Here is a 17613-nt window from a genome sequence, read left to right as displayed (position 1 = left end):
AAAAGATGACCGATCAATAACAAGACTTGTGATAAAATAATAGGTGTTTAATTCACCCGATTCCAACCACATACGAAAGGACACATCTACCATGAAAAAAAACGATGCCCATGCAGATTCAGCCACTAACCGGCGTTTTCTCAGCTACCACTATTTTGGTGCCCACCTGAATGAAAAAGGGGTCACTTTTCGGGTTTGGGCCCCCCAAGCCCAAAGTGTTTCGGTTGTTGGAGATTTTAACCATTGGGACATCACCACTCATCCCATGAAACATGTTTCTGGTGCCCGTGGGATTTGGGAACTGGATATTCCGGATCTCTCGCAAGGTCTACTTTATAAATATGCAGTTCGCCAAAAGGATTGTGAGCTGGCCTATAAAGCCGATCCTTACGCCTTCTATAGCGAGGTAAAACCAAAAACAGCCTCCATTATCTGGGAACTCGATGGTTATACCTGGCAGGATGACGCCTGGTGCCAAAAAAGAAATGAAACCAATTGGCTCAAAATGCCGATCAATATTTACGAAGCCCATCTGGGTAGCTGGCGACGGAATGCCACCGGAGATTATCTGACCTACCATGAGCTGGCCGAACAGCTGGTTCCCTATCTAACCGAAATGCACTATACGCATATTGAGCTGATGCCGATTATGGAACATCCCTTTGACGGTTCATGGGGTTATCAACTGACCGGTTATTACGCTGCTACCAGCCGCTATGGCGATCCCCAGGGCCTGATGCATTTCATTGATTGCTGTCACCAGGCCGGCATCGGGGTCATTCTGGATTGGGTGCCTGGTCACTTCTGCAAAGATGATCAGGGTTTACGTCATTTTGACGGTACCAGTCAATATGAGTTTTCCGAACATCAGCAATGGGGGACGATGGTCTTTGATTACGGTAAGCCGGAAGTACTCGATTTTCTCATCTCCAATGCCTATTTCTGGTTTGACCGTTACCATGTCGATGGACTGCGCATCGATGGAGTGGCCAGCATGATTGAATTAAACCACGGACTTGATGGCGAACCTTACCGCAATGCTCAGGGTGGCACCGATCGTCTGGAAGCGCTGGCCTTCCTCCGGGAACTGAATACCGTTATTTTTCGGGATTTTCCCTTTGCCATTATGTCAGCCGAAGATTCCACTGCCTATCCGATGGTCACCTGGCCGGTGGACAAGGGCGGCCTGGGCTTCAACTTGAAATGGGACATGGGCTGGATGCATGATACCCTGGATTATATGAAAACTGATCCAATGTTTCGGAATCGCTTCCATAATCTGTTAACCTTTTCGATGGCTTATGCCTTTAATGAGAACTTCATCCTGCCCCTTTCTCACGATGAAGTGGTTCACAGCAAACGAACCATCCTTGACAAAATGTTTGGGGATTATAATATGAAATTCGATCAGTTCCGCCTTCTTTTTGGGTATTTAATGACCCATCCAGGCAAAAAACTGTCGTTTATGGGGAACGAGTTTGCCCCGTTCCTGGAATGGCGGGTGGATGAATCGCTGGAATGGTTCCTCCTGGATTATCCCAAGCACCGGGAAATTCACACCTACATCAAAGAACTCAATAAGTTTTATCGTAAAGAAAAAGCCCTCTGGACTGATGACCACAGCTGGGAAGGCTTTGAGTGGTTGGAACCCAACAACAGCGAACAAAGCATTCTTATTTTTAAACGAATGGGGGCCGAGGACAAAGATACACTGATTACCATTATCAACTTTTGTCCGCTAAACTATACCGATTATCAAATTGGCGTTCCGGCTGGCGGCAATTATCGGTTGGCCTTTAATTCCGATGACAGCAACTATGGCGGGATTGGTTTTAAAATGAAAAGAAACATGAAGGCCCAGGCTATCCCGCTTCATGGTCAGGATTATTCGGTTTCCATCAATATCCCCCCCTCCGCCATGGTCGTTTTAAAAGCGGTTGTCCCCCGGACAAGCGCCAAAAACAAATCGGTACCGGATAAAAAAACAAAAACTAAAAAATAAAGACACTCTTTATTGAAAGGAACAACCATGAATTCTTCAGAACGAGAAAAAATAAAAGCCGCTTATAAGGCCACCTTTACGAAGAAAATCGAAGAAGTTTCGGGAAATTGTCTTGCTGAAGCGTCCCTACTTAAACAATACCAGGCCTTGGCTGAAATGGTGATGGAAAGTATCACCTCGCAATGGGCCAAAACCAACACCCTCTATAACAAAAATGAATCCAAACAAGTTTACTTTTTTTCCATTGAATTTTTGATTGGACGCCTGTTGAAGTCCTATCTCAGTAATTTAGGCGTGGAAGACCTTGTTCAGGAGTGCTCAGTTGAAATGGGGCTGGATTATGAAGCCATTCTTGCCCAGGAGTCAGACCCCGGGTTGGGCAATGGCGGTCTGGGACGACTAATGGCCTGCTATCTGGATTCTTCTTCAGCCATGGGAATGCCCGCTCACGGTAATGGCATCCGTTATAAATACGGGCTGTTTGAACAACGTATTATTAATGGCGAACAGATTGAAGTGGCCGATAACTGGCTTAAAAACGGCTACCCCTTTGAAATCCGCAATCCGGATAAGTCGGTGATTGTTAAATACTACGGCCAGATTCATTCGGAAAATATCAATGGCAATCTGACCTTTGTCCACGAAAACTACGAACCGATTATGGCTATTCCCTTTGATGTTCCGATTAAGGGCTACCGCAATGAAACCGTGAATTCACTGCGACTGTGGAGTGCCGAACCACTGGAAGCCTTTGACCTGCCCAGCTTTAATCAGGGCCATTTTTTAAACGCAGTTCGGCATAAGTCTGAAGCCGAAGCCATCAGCCAGATTCTTTATCCCAATGACAATGGCTTCGACGGCAAACTTTTGCGTCTCAAACAGGAATACTTTTTTGTCTGCGCCGGAATCAAGCGAATTGTTGTGGATTTCAAACGTTCCAATAATAATTCGATGGATGGCTTCAGCGATAAAATTTGTATTCACATTAATGATACCCACCCGGCACTATGCGGCCCCGAACTAATGCGGGTACTAATGGATGAAGAAGGCCTGGGTTGGGATGACTCCTGGAAAACCACCGTCGCCGCTTTGAGCTTCACCAACCACACCGTCCTACCGGAAGCTCTTGAAAAATGGCCGGTGGATATGATGAAGGATCTACTGCCGCGGATTTATATGATCATTGAAGAAATTAACCGCCGGTTTCTGCTGGAGCTGGATAACAAATTTCCTTACGATCTGGAACGTAACCACAGCCTTTCTATTATTCGGGATAACTATGTCCATATGGCCAGTCTGTCGATCGTATCCAGTCATTCTGTAAATGGTGTAGCTGCCCTGCACAGCAAAATCCTCCGGGAAGAAACCTTCAACGGTTATTACCAGGTCTTCCCCAATCGGTTCTACTCGGTAACCAATGGTGTCTCACCCCGACGCTTTCTGATGAACAGCAATCCGGAGCTGAAAACGCTGATTACTGAATCCATTGGCTCAGCATGGGAACATAACCTGTTCCATCTAAAGAAGCTGCTAAACAATATTAACGATCCGGTTTTTTATGAAAAGTTTGATGGTGTCAAATTGGCAAATAAGATCCGACTCGCAAATTACATGGCCAGCCACAACAATATCAACGTCGATCCCCACTCAATTTTTGATATCCAGGTTAAGCGGATTCATGAGTATAAACGACAATTACTAAACGCCCTCCATGTCCTCTATCTGTATAATCGACTGAAAGAAAATCCCAACCTGGAAATGGCCCCCCGAACCTTTATCTTCGCCGGTAAAGCGGCCCCAGGGTATTACTATGCCAAAGAAGTGATTAAGCTGATCACCGCCATTGCCGAGCTGGTCAATACCGATCCGACGCTCCATGACAAATTGAAGGTGGTGTTCCTGGCCAACTTCAATGTTTCCCTGGCCGAGATCATCTATCCGGCGGCCAATATTTCTGAACAGATTTCAACGGCTGGTAAAGAAGCCTCTGGAACCGGAAATATGAAATTTATGATGAATGGCGCCATTACTCTGGGTACGATGGATGGTGCCAACATTGAAATACTTGAAGCCGTTGGGCCCAGTAATATTGTCACCTTTGGGCTGTCTGCCGATGAGGTTCATCAATATCAAAAATACGGCGGTTATCGCTCCATCGACATCTTTGAACAGGATCCCCGAATTCAGCAGGTTCTGCACCAGCTAATCGACGGCACCCTGGGCCATGGACTCAGCTTTCAGGCCATCTATGATTCACTGCTGTTGTACAACGATGGCTACTTTGTTTTAAAAGATTTTAGCGCCTATGCCGATGCCCAGAATCAGATGGATCATCTCTTCCGCAATTCGACCATTTGGACTAAAATGTCCATCAGTAACGTCGCAAATTCCGGGATTTTCTCAAGTGATCGTTCGATTGCCGACTATCAACGAGAAATCTGGAAAATCATTTAAGGAGGTATCACTTTGAATACTGAATGTGTCGCTATGCTACTGGCGGGAGGTCAGGGCAGCCGTCTCGGATCGCTGACTTTTAACAACGCCAAACCTGCTGTTTTATTCGGTGGAAAATATCGGATCATTGATTTTCCGCTTAGCAACTGTATGAATTCGGATATCGATGTAGTCGGAGTGTTAACACAGTACCGCCCCTATATCCTCAACAATTATATTGGTGATGGCTCAGCCTGGGCTCTGGATCAAGTTCAAGGTGGCGTCCACATCCTCCCCCCCTATATGGGTCAAAAAGGGGGCCGCTGGTATTCGGGAACCGCTGACGCCATTTATCAGAATCTGGATTTTATTGACCGCTTCGATCCTGAATACGTGCTGATTCTTTCTGGTGATCATATTTACAAGATGGACTATTCCAAGATGTTGGCCTTTCACAAACAAAAAGCAGCCGACCTGACCATTGCCGTGATGGACGTCCCCTGGGAAGATGCTCATCGCTTCGGTATTGTCAACACCGATGAGGATCATTGTATCAAGGAATTTCAGGAAAAACCAGAACGCCCTAAAAGCAATAAAGCATCCATGGGAATCTATATCTTCACGTGGAAAGAATTAAAAAAAGCGCTGCTTGACGATGCCGGAAACCGCGAATCTGAACACGACTTTGGTCATAATGTGATTCCCATGCTCCACGCAAGTGAAAAACGAATTTTTGCTTACCCTTACTCCGGTTACTGGCGGGATGTAGGCACCGTCCAAAGCTATTATGATGCCAATATGGATCTTTTGAATTACGACTGCGATTTTGATCTCAGCGACCGTAATTTTCGAATTTTTTCCAACAACACCAGTCGCCATCCCCAATTTATTGGCCCCCAGGCCAAGATCAGCAACAGCCTGATCTGTGATGGCTGTATTGTTTTTGGTAAGGTTGAAAATTCCATTTTATCCCATGATGTGGTGATTCATAAAAAAACCAGCCTGAAAAATGTCATTGTGCATACGGGAGCCATCATTGAGGATGGCGCCATTTTAGAGAATTGCATCGTTGGGGCCCGGGCCAGAATTAAAGGTGATGCCCGATATGTTATTGACCCCACCGAACCCACGCCGGAAATACATGTCATCAATAACTGAAAGGATTGAGAAATAATGAAAAATGTTGCTGGACTTATCTTAAATGTGGATGGTGAGGATGACTCCTTAAAGGATTTTCTTCAACATCGCAGCCTGAGCACCTTGCCTTTCGGTGGACGTTATCGTCTCATTGACTTTACCCTTTCCAATATGGTCAATTCCGGTCTGTCCCATGTTGGTGTCATCGGCTCCCATAAATACAGTTCCCTGGTAGATCATCTGGGAACCGGAAAGGAGTGGTCTCTGAGCCGAAAAACTCAGGATCTCTCGATTCTTTCGGGATCAAATAACTACCATATCGGACGTCTGATTAAGGTTAATCTCCGTAATCTTCAAAATAACCGGGGCTTTCTGGATGCCACAGCGGCTGAACACGTGCTGATTGCCACACCCAACCTGGTCACTACCTTTGATTTCAGAAACGCTTATGATATCCATTTAAAAAATGACAGTGACATTACCCTGATTTTTAAGAAAGATGATCCTCTTTATCATCTTAAGGATAACGATCTCTATCTGGAATTTACAAAAAATCGAGTCAGCGGCTTTCATTACAAGCGGGAACGTACGACTGGGCATTTTTTTACGGAAATGTTTTTTATCAAAAAATCAATTCTGATGGAGTTGCTGGATCTTAGTGAACGCACGGGTGACTGGGATTTAATTGATATGATCAAATACAATATTGACACCCTGCAAGTCTTTGGTGCTCAACATACTGGTTATATCAAACGGGTGAACTGTCTGGAAAACTATATGAAAACTAGTATGGATCTGCTGGAATATGAGATCATGCAGGAGCTTTTCCTGGGCAAAAATTCCATCCATACCAAGATCAAAGATAACCACCCTACCCTCTATGAAGATCCGGCCCAGGTATCCAATTCGATTGTGGGCAGCGGCTGCATCATTGAAGGAAACATTACTCACAGCATTATCTTCCGGGATACCAAAATGAATGCTGGTTCACATATCCAAAATAGTATCATCATGCAACGGTGCGAAATCGGGAGAAATGTTAATTTGAATTATGTGGTTATGGATAAGGACACAAAAATCAGCGACCACACCACCTTAGTTGGCAAACCCCATGCTCCCATTGTTTTAAAGAAAGGCACGGTAATTTAAATGTTAAACGTCCTATTTGTCACTTCCGAAGCATATCCCTTTTCAAAAAGTGGTGGATTAGGAGATGTGCTGGGCGCTCTGCCAAAATCATTTCCTGAAGATGTAAAAACCCAGGTAATACTGCCTTATTACAGCACTATTCCTGACGATCTGCGTCAGAAAATAAAACCACTCAAACACTTTCAGATGTGGATGTCCGACACGCTACACTATTGCGGGCTTTTGACTGCTGAACATGAAGGCGTAACTTTTTATTTTATCGATAATGAAGCCTTTTTCAAACGACCCTCGCTTTACGGTTATTATGATGACGGAGAACGATTCAGCTTTTTTTGCCGGGCAGTACTGGATTCCCTGCCATTACTTGATTTCACTCCAGATATTGTTCACTGTAATGACTGGCAGACTGCTGCCGTAGCCTACCTGCTCAAACATCAGTACCGTCGAGCTTTTCCCAATACAAAAGTGGTTTTCACGATTCATAACATCCGCTATCAGGGAGTTTACGGCTTTCATGATATCAGCCCTTATCTGCACTTGGACTTCTTACCCTCAGATTTGGAGTTTTATGGAAAAATCAATCTGATGAAGGGGGCGCTGTATGCCGCCGATCTGATCACCACTGTCAGTCCAACCTATGCTGCTGAACTGAAAGATCCCTATTATGGTGAAGGACTGGATGGCGTGATTCGTCATCTCGACCAGCAGGTTGTCGGAATTCTCAATGGCATAGACGAATCCATTTATGATTCCAAAACCGATCCAGCTTTATTTTTCCCATATGATAACCCTGAAAAAAAGAAAGTCGAAAACAAGAAAGCGTTACAGGAATATTTCAACCTGCCGGTTCGGGGCGATGTCCCAATGGTTTCGATGATCACCCGACTGGTTGAACAAAAAGGATTGGATCTGGTATCCAATGTTATTCATGAAATTTTACAGCTGGATCTCCAGCTGGTGATTCTGGGAACTGGTGACGCTGTTTATGAAAATTTGTTCCGCAGCATCGCTTACAACTACCCTGATAAAATGATCACGATCATTGACTTTGATGAAGCGCTGTCCCGAAAAATCTATGCCGCCAGCGATTTCTTCCTGATGCCCTCCAAATTTGAACCATGTGGACTTTCTCAGATGATTGCCATGCGTTATGGCGCTGTCCCCATCGTTCGGGAGACTGGTGGCCTTAAAGATACCGTCACCTATTTTGACACTAAGACCAAGAAAGGTAATGGTTTCAGCTTTGCAACCTACAACGCCCACGACATGCTTTTTACCATTCAACATGCCGTATCGCTATACCATAATTCTCCCGCAGCCTATAAAAAACTGGTAAAAAATGCCTACAACACCCATTTTGACTGGAAGCAATCAGCTGACATTTATCTTTCATATTATAATAAATTAATGGAGTGATAAAATTATGAAATTTCGTCATCATTCATGGGAACCGGCATTTCGATTTCCCTTTGGCGCCCTGCCAATTGGCAAATCCGTCACACTGCGGGTTTATGCCACTGAAATTGAAAAGTTAAAACTTCGAACCTATTTTAATGACCAGGAAGCAACCCACCCGATGATCAAATCCCCGGAAATTAATTATTGGGAAATCACTCTGGATATGCCTACCGTCCCCGGCATCTTCTGGTATGACTTCAGCTTTTTCTCCCGGGGCCGAGCCTATGCCTATGGCACCCAATACGATCAATTAGGAGGTGAAGGGCGGATTTATGAAACAAAACCATCTTCTTATCAAATTACTGTTTACGATCCCGGGCGTCAGACACCGGCCTGGTATACCCAAGGTATCATGTACCAAATTTTTCCGGATCGTTTCCATCGAGGTGCCGACTTTAATCTGAATAATTTCCATCGGGATGCGATTCTTCATCCCAACTGGAGCGATACCCCCCATTATTTCCGGGAAAAAGACGGTAGTATCAAATACTGGGATTTTTTTGGCGGTACCCTGGAAGGGATCACCGAGAAACTGGACTATCTCCAAAGTCTGAATATTACCATATTGTATTTGAATCCTATTTTTAAATCCCGTAGTAATCACCGCTATGATACTGGTGATTATATGACCATTGATCCCGCTTTAGGCACCCAGGAAAGCTTTGAAAAACTGGCTTCTGAGTGTAAAAAACGCGGAATCGCCATCATTCTTGATGGAGTTTTCAGCCATACCGGTGATGACAGCCTTTACTTTAATCGTTGCGGAAACTATCCTGGAGTTGGTGCTTATCAATCAAAAGAATCTGACTATTATCCCTGGTATATATTTTCTGACTATCCCAATACCTACTCATGTTGGTGGGGTGTTGATGCGATGCCAAATACCGACGAAATGCATCCTAATTTTCAAGCGTTTATCTATAAGAACAAGGACAGCGTGATCCGTCACTGGATGAAGGCTGGTGCTTCAGGCTGGCGGTTGGATGTGGCTGATGAACTGCCGGATCCATTTATCACGGGTCTCAAAGATGCCATGCTGGATGAAAACCCTGACAGCGTTCTGATTGGTGAAGTCTGGGAGGATGCCTCCCGCAAAGTGGCCTATGATGAACTGCGCACCTATTTCTCCGGTTATGAATTGGATGCCGTCATGAACTACCCATTCCGGGAAACCTTTATCGACTTTATCCTTGGGGAAAAAAGCTCCGGACTCGCCGCCCGGATTATGATGTCCCTTTATGAACACTATCCCCGAGATCAATTTATGGGAAACATGAACCTGATTGGCAGCCACGACCGGCGACGAATACTTAACGTTCTGGGCGAAGCCTACAAATTTTTGGGAAACCATAGCCATAAAACCTATCGTCTGGACGATACGCAATATGAGTTGGCGGTAAAACGCTTAAAACTGCTCAGTCTGATCCAGTTTACCTTTCCGGGAGTTCCCTGTTTGTATTACGGTGATGAGGCTGGGGTTCAAGGCTTTGAAGATCCCTACAACCGACGCACCTACCCCTGGGGGAATGAGGATTCCGATCTCCTCGCCTGGTATCGCTTGATCACCAAACTCCGAGCCGATCATTCGGTCTTTCAAAACGGCTCATGGAAACCCTATGAAGCCAGCGATGATCTTTTCGTTTTTGAACGACGAAACGAGGATTCCCTCTGTTTTTGCCTGTTCAATCGCAATACTCGAGCCGTTCATTTGTTTAAACACCCAGATTTCGCCGGCTGCAACGGTTTAGACCTGATTTCCGGCGAGGCCGTCTCTCTAAACCCCATCGTCCTGCAGCCACTTTCATACGCCATTGTGATGGTAACACCCAACTCCTGTCAACTTATATAGATAGACTTTAAAAGATTGCGGTTCGCCGTAATCTTTTTGTTTTCTTCTGATGATTAAGGGTAATAAAATAAAGATTTACCTTCTTCTTAAATAAAATCGACTAAATTGCGAATGGATTAAAAACTAGTTTATTACATGAAAGGAATACTCATGAAATCATCACAATGTCTTGAAGAAATCGCAGCGTTTAAATCTGCCTATACTAAAAAGATAGAAGAAGTATCTGGTGAATATCTTTCTGAATCATCTGTACTTGACCAATATCAGGCTTTGGCTGAAATTGTCATGGATAAAATTGCGTCCCAGTGGGCGAAAACCAGATCTCAATACGATGAAATCCCCCACAAACGCGTTTATCTGTTTTCCATAGAATTTTTGATTGGCCGATTGCTAAAATCCTATGTCAACAGTCTGGACATGGAGGATACAGTCAAAACTGCCATGGCTGAGCTCGGACTGGATTATGAGACAATTCTGAATCAGGAGACTGATCCAGGTTTAGGAAATGGTGGATTGGGACGATTAATGGCCTGCTTCTTAGAATCCTCGTCCACTTTGGGATTTCCCTTTCATGGCAATGGTATCCACTACAAGCACGGTCTTTTTGAACAGAAAATTATCAATGGTGAACAGGTTGAAGTGGCCGATAATTGGTTACGACACGGTTATCCCTTTGAAATCAGAAAACCCAATGAGTCCGTTGTTGTAAAGTTCTATGGCAATCTTCATTCCGAAAAAGTCAATGGAGTGCTGACCTTTGTGCATGAAAACTACGAACCGATTTTAGCCGTCCCCTACGATATTCCCCTTAAAGGATATCACAATAATACCGTCAATTCATTACGGTTGTGGAGCGCGGAACCGATTGAAGAATTCGACCTGCCCAGTTTCAATGAGGGACAATTTCTTGATGCCGTCCGTCATAAATCCGAGGCTGAGGCAATTACTCAAATTTTGTACCCCAATGACAATAAGTTTGATGGCAAGCAATTACGTCTCAAACAAGAGTATTTTTTTGTATGTGCCGGTTTAAAACGGATGATCACACGGTTTAAACGGTATAATAACAATTGTTTGGATGATTTTGCCGAAAAAATCTGTATTCACATCAATGACACTCATCCCGCTCTGTGCGGCCCTGAAATGATGCGCATTTTTATGGACGAAGAAGGTCTAAGCTGGGATGATGCCTGGAAGATTACCGTTAACTCATTAACCTTCACCAATCACACTGTTCTTCCGGAAGCTCTGGAAAAATGGCCGGTTGATATGATGAAATTTTTACTCCCACGAATCTATATGATTATTGAAGAAATCAATCGTCAATTCCAGGAAGATTTAAGAATAAAATCGAGACTTAATGAGCTGCAAATCAGCTCATTATCAATCATTCAGGACGGTCAAGTCAACATGGCCAATCTGGCTATTATCTGTTGTCACTCTGTTAATGGTGTCGCTGCCCTTCACAGTAAAATTTTAAAAGAGGAAACCTTTAACGGTTATTATAGACTCTTCCCCGAACGTTTCCATTCTGTGACCAACGGTGTTACGCCCCGTCGCTTCCTGATTAACAGTAACACCGGTCTGCGAGATTTGATTACTGAATCCATTGGCAGCGACTGGATCAATAATCTTTATGCCCTCGAAAATCTGATGAGTTTTAAAAATGATGCGTCGTTTTTTGAGCGGTTCAATCGCATCAAGCTGGAGAATAAAATTCATTTATCCAACCATATCAAATCACACAATCACATCGACGTAAATCCCGAATCTATTTTTGACATCCAGGTCAAGCGCATTCATGAATACAAACGACAGCTTCTGAATGCTTTGCAGATCCTCCATTTGTATAATCATTTAAAAGCAAATCCCTATTTGGAAATAGTCCCCCGTACTTTTATCTTTGCTGGTAAAGCCGCCCCGGGATATTATTTTGCCAAGGAAGTTATTAAACTGATTAACGCGATTGCCGATCTTGTCAATAATGATAAAGCTATCCGGGATCAGATCAAAGTGGTCTTTCTGGCAAACTTTAATGTGTCTTTAGGTGAAATTATCTACCCCGCTGCCAATATTTCCGAACAGATATCGACCGCCGGAAAAGAAGCTTCTGGTACTGGCAATATGAAATTTATGATGAATGGAGCAGTTACACTGGGGACCATGGACGGTGCCAACATTGAAATCCATGAGGCCGTTGGTGATGACAATATTATCACCTTTGGCTTGTCGGCTGATGAAGTTTCTCATTATCAAAAGAACGGCGGATACAGCTCTGTTCAAATTTATGAGAATGATGATCGGATTCAAAAAATTATGCATCAACTGATTGACGGTACATTTGGTCACCTGGCTAGTTTCCAAAGCATTTACGACTCCTTGCTTTTGTATAATGATACCTATTTTGTTTTAAAAGACTTTGATTCTTATGCCAATGCTCAGGATCATATCAATAAGCTCTATCAGGATAAAAACAAATGGTTTGAAATGTCTCTTTGCAACGTAGCATACTCCGGCCTTTTTTCCAGCGATCGCGCAATCTTGGAATACCAGAAGACTATTTGGAAGACACTATAGATTACGCCCCCTCCTTTCCCTTCCCTTTTTTAAAGAAACCCCACCGGATTTTAATCGGGCGGGGTTTCTTTATGGTTTGCACTTATCCTTATTCATCCGATTTTTTTAAATCATATCGAGCTAATCGCCTTTGCAATCGCCATCGAGTTTATTTTCTTTAATGGATCAACGACGGCTACAACCGCCGTCAACAAGCAAATAACAACGATTATCAGGATCTGGTATAACGGAAACGTCCAGACAGTACCCAGCAAATCAAGCAGTTTCTTTTGCAACAGTACCCCAAAAACACACCCCAGGAAGCACCCTGTCAGACTATAAGTAATCGACTGCACCAACACCATTTTATTCAGCTGCGTCGTCGACATCCCCACTGCACGGAGCATGGCCAGATATTTTGATCGAAACACAACACTGGTATTCATGGTATTGATCATGTTCAAAATACTGATCAATGCGATAACTGCGATAAACCCATAAACAAATACAGCGATAGTCATAAACGCATTCTTGGCTTCAGCATTTAGCTGGCGTTTATCGTGTAGAATTACAGTCTCATCAATCATAGCTGCTATTTTAGCCACGGTCTGATCATCGCTTTTGTTATTTAACCGAAGTTCTATCTGATACGCTGTAGGCTCACCCCAAATTTCAATGTCTTTAATCTGCGATAATTTTTGCAATAATTCTGGTGGTATATCCTGTTCTGACGTCAGGGTCAGATCTACGGGATCGAGTTGATCTGATTGGAATCCCATAAAAACAGGATTTACCAGAACACTAAAACCCAAAAATAAAATAATACTGATCGCAATTGAGCTGCTCATCAAAATCAATGTCCGCTTTTTTTTCAAGGCATTATCCACACCCATTGCAAATTCAATCGGAAGCAGCCTGGTCAAAATACCTCGTTTATGCCTGGTTGAAGTGTTCACTTCGGCACTTCCAGTTACCGCATTAACGGGAGATACTTTGGCGGCCTTTTTTGCCGGTAACATTGAGGCAATAAAAACCGTCAGAAAACCAATCAGTCCTCCTGCACCAATACCGACAGCGCTGATATTAAAAATTGAAATGTCACCAAAAAGTTGGGGGTTATATATTTTTAGTACCGCTGAACAGATAAAGGTTATCACCATTCCAGCTACAATCCCTAATGGGATTGCTTTTAGTGAAATAATCAAGCTTTCTCGCCGTACCATTCGCCTGATTTGCTTTTTTGAAGCTCCAATACACCGCAATAAGCCAAATTGCCTTATCCGCTCGATCACCGATATATTAAATGTATTATAGATCATCACCACTGCAGTAACCAACACCAAACCGAACAACACGGTTCCGATAAGATAGAAAGTCAATACTCGATTGTTTTTCGTTTCCAGCATCAGCGCCAGAAGACCTTCATTATAACCAATCCGATCCTCCGGAATATTCAAACTGGCAGCCATTTCGGTTTTAGCCTTCTGAATCGCCACTCCTTCTTTAAACTGTATAAAATACTGACTGGATACGGCAGTCATTTTCGACGCCGTTTGTTTTGAAACAAAGACAAACGGAATCGCAGCCGCCTTGGTGGCACCCCAGTCGTTAATTGCACCACTAATTACATAATCATCCGCTGTCCCATTTGGCAGGGTGAGACTAACCGTATCACCTGTATTCAAAGCCAGCTGATTTAAATACCATTTTTCAAGGACAATTTCGTGATCATTTATCGGCGCAGTTCCCGCAAATAGGGTGATGTTTAAGTTACTGGCAAAATTCTCATCGATATACCCCAAGGCACAAGTCTGATCTACAATTCTACCTTCACCCAAATCCTCTAATAAACCCGCATTCTTTACGTCGATGCGACTTCCAATAAAATCCATCTCACTTTGCATCGGGTTTCGAATGAGCATATGATAATTACCTTCGCTCTTTAAGATCTGGGCTTTTTCAAATTTCACCAACGCATCTAACATTGAAAATATGCCAACAACCAGTGCCACCGCCATGGCAACACTCAGTATCGTCAATCTGGTTTTATTTCGATGGGCAACCAGATACCGGGACGCTATGTCAAGATAGCTTTTCATCGTTTACTCCACCAAGCTCTGTTACTACTCCATCATTTACCTGAAATACACGATTGGCCCAAGTCGCATAATTGTGATTATGCGTAATCATCATGACGGTCTGGTTATACTGGTTTACAGATAATTTGAGCAAATTCATTACCTCCTGGCTGTTTTTGCTATCGAGGTTTCCAGTTGGCTCATCAGCAAGAATAATTGACGGCCGGCTGGCCAATGCCCTGCCGATGGCTACTCGCTGCTGCTGACCACCAGAAAGCTGACTGGGCAGATGTTGTTTTCTGGCTGACAGTCCCAACAAGGCCATTAAGTCATTGATATAATTCGTATCCGGTTTTTGATAATCCAGCAAGATCGGCAATACGATGTTTTCTTCGACATTTAACTCCTGAATCAGATTAAACGACTGAAAAATAAAGCCGATATTGCGACGCCGAAATATCGAAAGCTCCGTTTCCTTCATTTTATGGAGCTCCTGACCATCAATCGTCACCGTTCCTGATGTCGGTTGCTCGAGACCGCCAATCAAATTTAATAGGGTACTTTTCCCAGAACCTGATGGTCCAATAACCGATATAAACTCCCCTTTTGATATGGAAAGCGACACATTATTTAATGCGGTAACCTTGGTTTCATCTTTTCCATACGTTTTACATAAATTTACCGTTGATAAAATATTCAATGTTTACACCTCACCTTTCATATTATAATGATAGCATGGTTAGATGACTCCCCCGTGAATCCTTTCTTACAAATTTGTAAGCTTCGGAAAGGTAATGTGAAACACTGACCCTTTACTCAATTCACTTTGCACGGTAATGGTGCCATTATGCTTTTCAATAATTGTTTTTGAAAGGGCTAGCCCGATACCAATACCCTGATAATCTTTTGAGTAGCGACTGCGATAAAAACGTTCGAAAATATGATAACGATCTTCCAGATGGATACCAGCACCGTTATCTTTAATCAAAATTTCGATTACCAGGCTATTTTCCTCACAACGTATTTCAATTTGATCCGCTGCTTTGGTATGATCAAGCGCATTTTTTATGATATTCTCCAACGCTTCACCCAGCCACATTTCATCAAAATTCATTCTGATGGCGGTGTCACAAACAATCGCGATTTTTTTACGCTCACGTTCTGCCCGAGTCATAAACCTATTTGCACATTTTTCCAGAAATGGTCTTAACTCATGGCAGTTGTTTTCCAGAACAATCGTGCCGGCATCTAGCTTTGCTAGTTTTAATAAATTTTGGATCAAGTTTTCCATCCGCAACAATTCACGTTGACTTTTTTTGATAAACTCTTCCACTACCTGATTGCCAGTCTTTTCTTCTATAATAATCTCATTATACAGTCGTAATGCGGCCAGTGGGGTTTTCATTTGATGTGAAATATCCGAAATTGTTTCTTGCAAAAAATTCCGATTGTGTCTTTCTTTTTCAATGTGAGCACTCAACACCGTTGCCATCATATTAACTTTAGAAAAAAAAACAGAAAAATTATCCTCGCTACCATCGTCTAACCGGATCGACGTATCTCCATCCATAAACGTTTGGATTTTTTTGCCAGCATCTTCCAGCATTTTATTTCGTTGGTATCCAAAATAATAAAATACCGTTATTATCAGCACAGAAAAGACTAAACAATATACCAATATGATAAATGCATATTTTTTGTAAAACTGATCTACTGACGGCAATAAATTGTTGACCATACCATCATGATAGCCAACTGTATTTAACAACGTAGCACCTTTAATTGTCGTTTCATCGTCTTTCTGGTCAGTAAACACCATTCCAATCTGATGAGCATCGATTCCACCATTAAGCAGCTTGCCAGCGATCTCTGCATCATGTATCACGATATTTTCTTTATAAGTTGCAGTCATCCACATCACAGTTGCCTGCATCGTTACGATCATCATTAATAGTATTAACAATATAATTAATCCCTGCTGCTTTAAACTTTTATCGTTTGTAACTAACATTTTTTCCTCATTTCAGATGATTCCATTTGTATCCAACACCTCTTACCGTCAATAGGCTTTTCGGTTTTTGAGGATTATTTTCTATCTTATTGCGCAATCGGCGGACATAAACGGACAGTGTATTATCATCAACATAACTACCATTCTCATCCCAAAGACGATCCAGAATCAGGGATCTGGCTAAGATCTTATCGGGGTTTTGCATTAATAAGCATAGAAGCCGGTATTCTGATCCAGTGAGGTCAACCAACTGATTTTCCTTCAAAACCCGATTTTCATCGAGTTTAATCGTGATTCCATTGGATTCTATTACTTTGCTCGAAACTTGCGAAAGTTTTGTCCGTCTTAATAACGCATTGATGCGGGAAATTAGCTCATTCAATCTAAAAGGTTTGGTGATGTAATCATCACCGCCCATATCTAAAGCCATTACGATATTTACCTCTTCCTCCGATGCTGTTAGAAAGATAATGGGTACCGTTGATGTCTGTCTGACCTGTCGGCATATCTCAAACCCATTTCCATCTGGTAATGTTAAATCAAGGATCAAAAGATCATACTGTGTTGCGCCCAATTGGGTAAATGCCTCTTTGACAGTTCTGACAACCTCGACTTGAAATTCGTTTTTTTTCAATGAGAATACCAGACCATCAATAAGACTTAGATCATCTTCCACCAGCAAAATATTATTCATCGTTATCCCTCATTTTAAAAGCACATTTAAGTAATTGCAACCGTACTGCTGATTATTACTACCTCAGTTTTTTATAACGCTTATATTTTTCACTTACAGTATATTTCGATATTGACTTGGATGCAAGTGGTTCTTTGCTTTATGATTATCTGAAAGCATCTCTTAACTTTATATTTGATTACTCGTCATTAAATGGAGCTGTGCAACTCCGGCTCCGCTGTGCTGCGCCTCCGTTTGGGGCTTCGC

11 protein-coding genes are annotated in these 17613 nt (G+C 42.8%); 7 read left to right on the top strand and 4 right to left on the bottom strand.

What is annotated here, in order from left to right:
• Positions 1–91 precede the first annotated feature (91 nt).
• The 7 genes from glgB (at position 92) to Q7P33_RS12250 (ending at position 12605) form a co-directional block, all read left to right on the top strand.
• Positions 92–2002 carry a 1,4-alpha-glucan branching protein GlgB gene (gene glgB / locus Q7P33_RS12280; RefSeq protein ID WP_303870698.1) on the top strand — a complete coding sequence of 637 codons (1911 nt, stop codon included), beginning with the start codon at positions 92–94 and terminating at the stop codon, positions 2000–2002.
• 27 nt (positions 2003–2029) lie between these two features.
• Positions 2030–4456 (top strand): glycogen/starch/alpha-glucan phosphorylase, encoded by a 2427-nt coding sequence (locus Q7P33_RS12275; RefSeq protein ID WP_303870697.1) that lies wholly within the window; start codon positions 2030–2032, stop codon positions 4454–4456.
• Positions 4457–4468: 12 nt separating this feature from the next.
• Positions 4469–5593, top strand: coding sequence for a glucose-1-phosphate adenylyltransferase (locus tag Q7P33_RS12270; protein WP_303870696.1), 1125 nt, complete (start codon positions 4469–4471; stop codon positions 5591–5593).
• Between the two features lie 15 nt (positions 5594–5608).
• Positions 5609–6721: a glucose-1-phosphate adenylyltransferase subunit GlgD gene (glgD, locus tag Q7P33_RS12265; RefSeq protein WP_303870695.1), complete on the top strand. Its 1113-nt coding sequence runs from the start codon at positions 5609–5611 to the stop codon at positions 6719–6721.
• Complete coding sequence (gene glgA, locus Q7P33_RS12260) at positions 6722–8137, top strand: glycogen synthase GlgA (protein ID WP_303870694.1); 1416 nt, start codon at positions 6722–6724, stop codon at positions 8135–8137.
• Between the two features lie 7 nt (positions 8138–8144).
• Complete coding sequence (locus Q7P33_RS12255; protein ID WP_303870693.1) at positions 8145–10028, top strand: glycoside hydrolase family 13 protein; 1884 nt, start codon at positions 8145–8147, stop codon at positions 10026–10028.
• A 150-nt stretch (positions 10029–10178) separates the two neighbouring features.
• A complete protein-coding gene (locus Q7P33_RS12250; RefSeq protein WP_303870692.1) occupies positions 10179–12605 on the top strand; it encodes a glycogen/starch/alpha-glucan phosphorylase in 2427 nt (808 codons plus the stop codon).
• A 110-nt stretch (positions 12606–12715) separates the two neighbouring features.
• Here Q7P33_RS12250 and Q7P33_RS12245 read toward each other — a convergent pair whose 3' ends face one another.
• From Q7P33_RS12245 to Q7P33_RS12230, 4 genes are all read right to left on the bottom strand, one after another.
• Complete coding sequence (locus Q7P33_RS12245; RefSeq protein ID WP_303870691.1) at positions 12716–14683, bottom strand: FtsX-like permease family protein; 1968 nt, start codon at positions 14681–14683, stop codon at positions 12716–12718.
• On the bottom strand, positions 14667–15362 hold the full coding sequence (locus Q7P33_RS12240) for an ABC transporter ATP-binding protein (protein ID WP_303870690.1): 696 nt from the start codon (positions 15360–15362) through the stop codon (positions 14667–14669). Before Q7P33_RS12240 ends, Q7P33_RS12245 begins: the two co-directional genes overlap by 17 nt.
• Before the next feature lie 66 nt (positions 15363–15428).
• On the bottom strand, positions 15429–16673 hold the full coding sequence (locus tag Q7P33_RS12235; RefSeq protein WP_303870689.1) for a sensor histidine kinase KdpD: 1245 nt from the start codon (positions 16671–16673) through the stop codon (positions 15429–15431).
• Between the two features lie 7 nt (positions 16674–16680).
• Positions 16681–17367 (bottom strand): response regulator transcription factor, encoded by a 687-nt coding sequence (locus tag Q7P33_RS12230; RefSeq protein ID WP_303870688.1) that lies wholly within the window; start codon positions 17365–17367, stop codon positions 16681–16683.
• Positions 17368–17613: the final 246 nt, after the last annotated feature.

The sequence above is a fragment of the Acetobacterium wieringae genome (assembly GCF_026646375.1).
GTDB classification, from domain to species: Bacteria; Bacillota; Clostridia; order Eubacteriales; family Eubacteriaceae; genus Acetobacterium; species Acetobacterium wieringae_A.
The sequence above is the reverse complement of the archived record's forward strand: the minus strand, read 5'-3'. Positions and strand labels throughout refer to the sequence as shown.

Coding starts and splice junctions, on each gene's coding strand:
- Q7P33_RS12230 (WP_303870688.1), bottom strand. CDS start 17,367: ATGAATAATATTTTGCTGGTGGAAGATGATCTAAGTCTTATTGATGGT.
- Q7P33_RS12250 (WP_303870692.1), top strand. CDS start 10,179: ATGAAATCATCACAATGTCTTGAAGAAATCGCAGCGTTTAAATCTGCC.
- Q7P33_RS12275 (WP_303870697.1), top strand. CDS start 2,030: ATGAATTCTTCAGAACGAGAAAAAATAAAAGCCGCTTATAAGGCCACC.
- glgB (WP_303870698.1), top strand. CDS start 92: ATGAAAAAAAACGATGCCCATGCAGATTCAGCCACTAACCGGCGTTTT.
- Q7P33_RS12255 (WP_303870693.1), top strand. CDS start 8,145: ATGAAATTTCGTCATCATTCATGGGAACCGGCATTTCGATTTCCCTTT.
- glgD (WP_303870695.1), top strand. CDS start 5,609: ATGAAAAATGTTGCTGGACTTATCTTAAATGTGGATGGTGAGGATGAC.
- Q7P33_RS12235 (WP_303870689.1), bottom strand. CDS start 16,673: ATGTTAGTTACAAACGATAAAAGTTTAAAGCAGCAGGGATTAATTATA.
- glgA (WP_303870694.1), top strand. CDS start 6,722: ATGTTAAACGTCCTATTTGTCACTTCCGAAGCATATCCCTTTTCAAAA.
- Q7P33_RS12245 (WP_303870691.1), bottom strand. CDS start 14,683: ATGAAAAGCTATCTTGACATAGCGTCCCGGTATCTGGTTGCCCATCGA.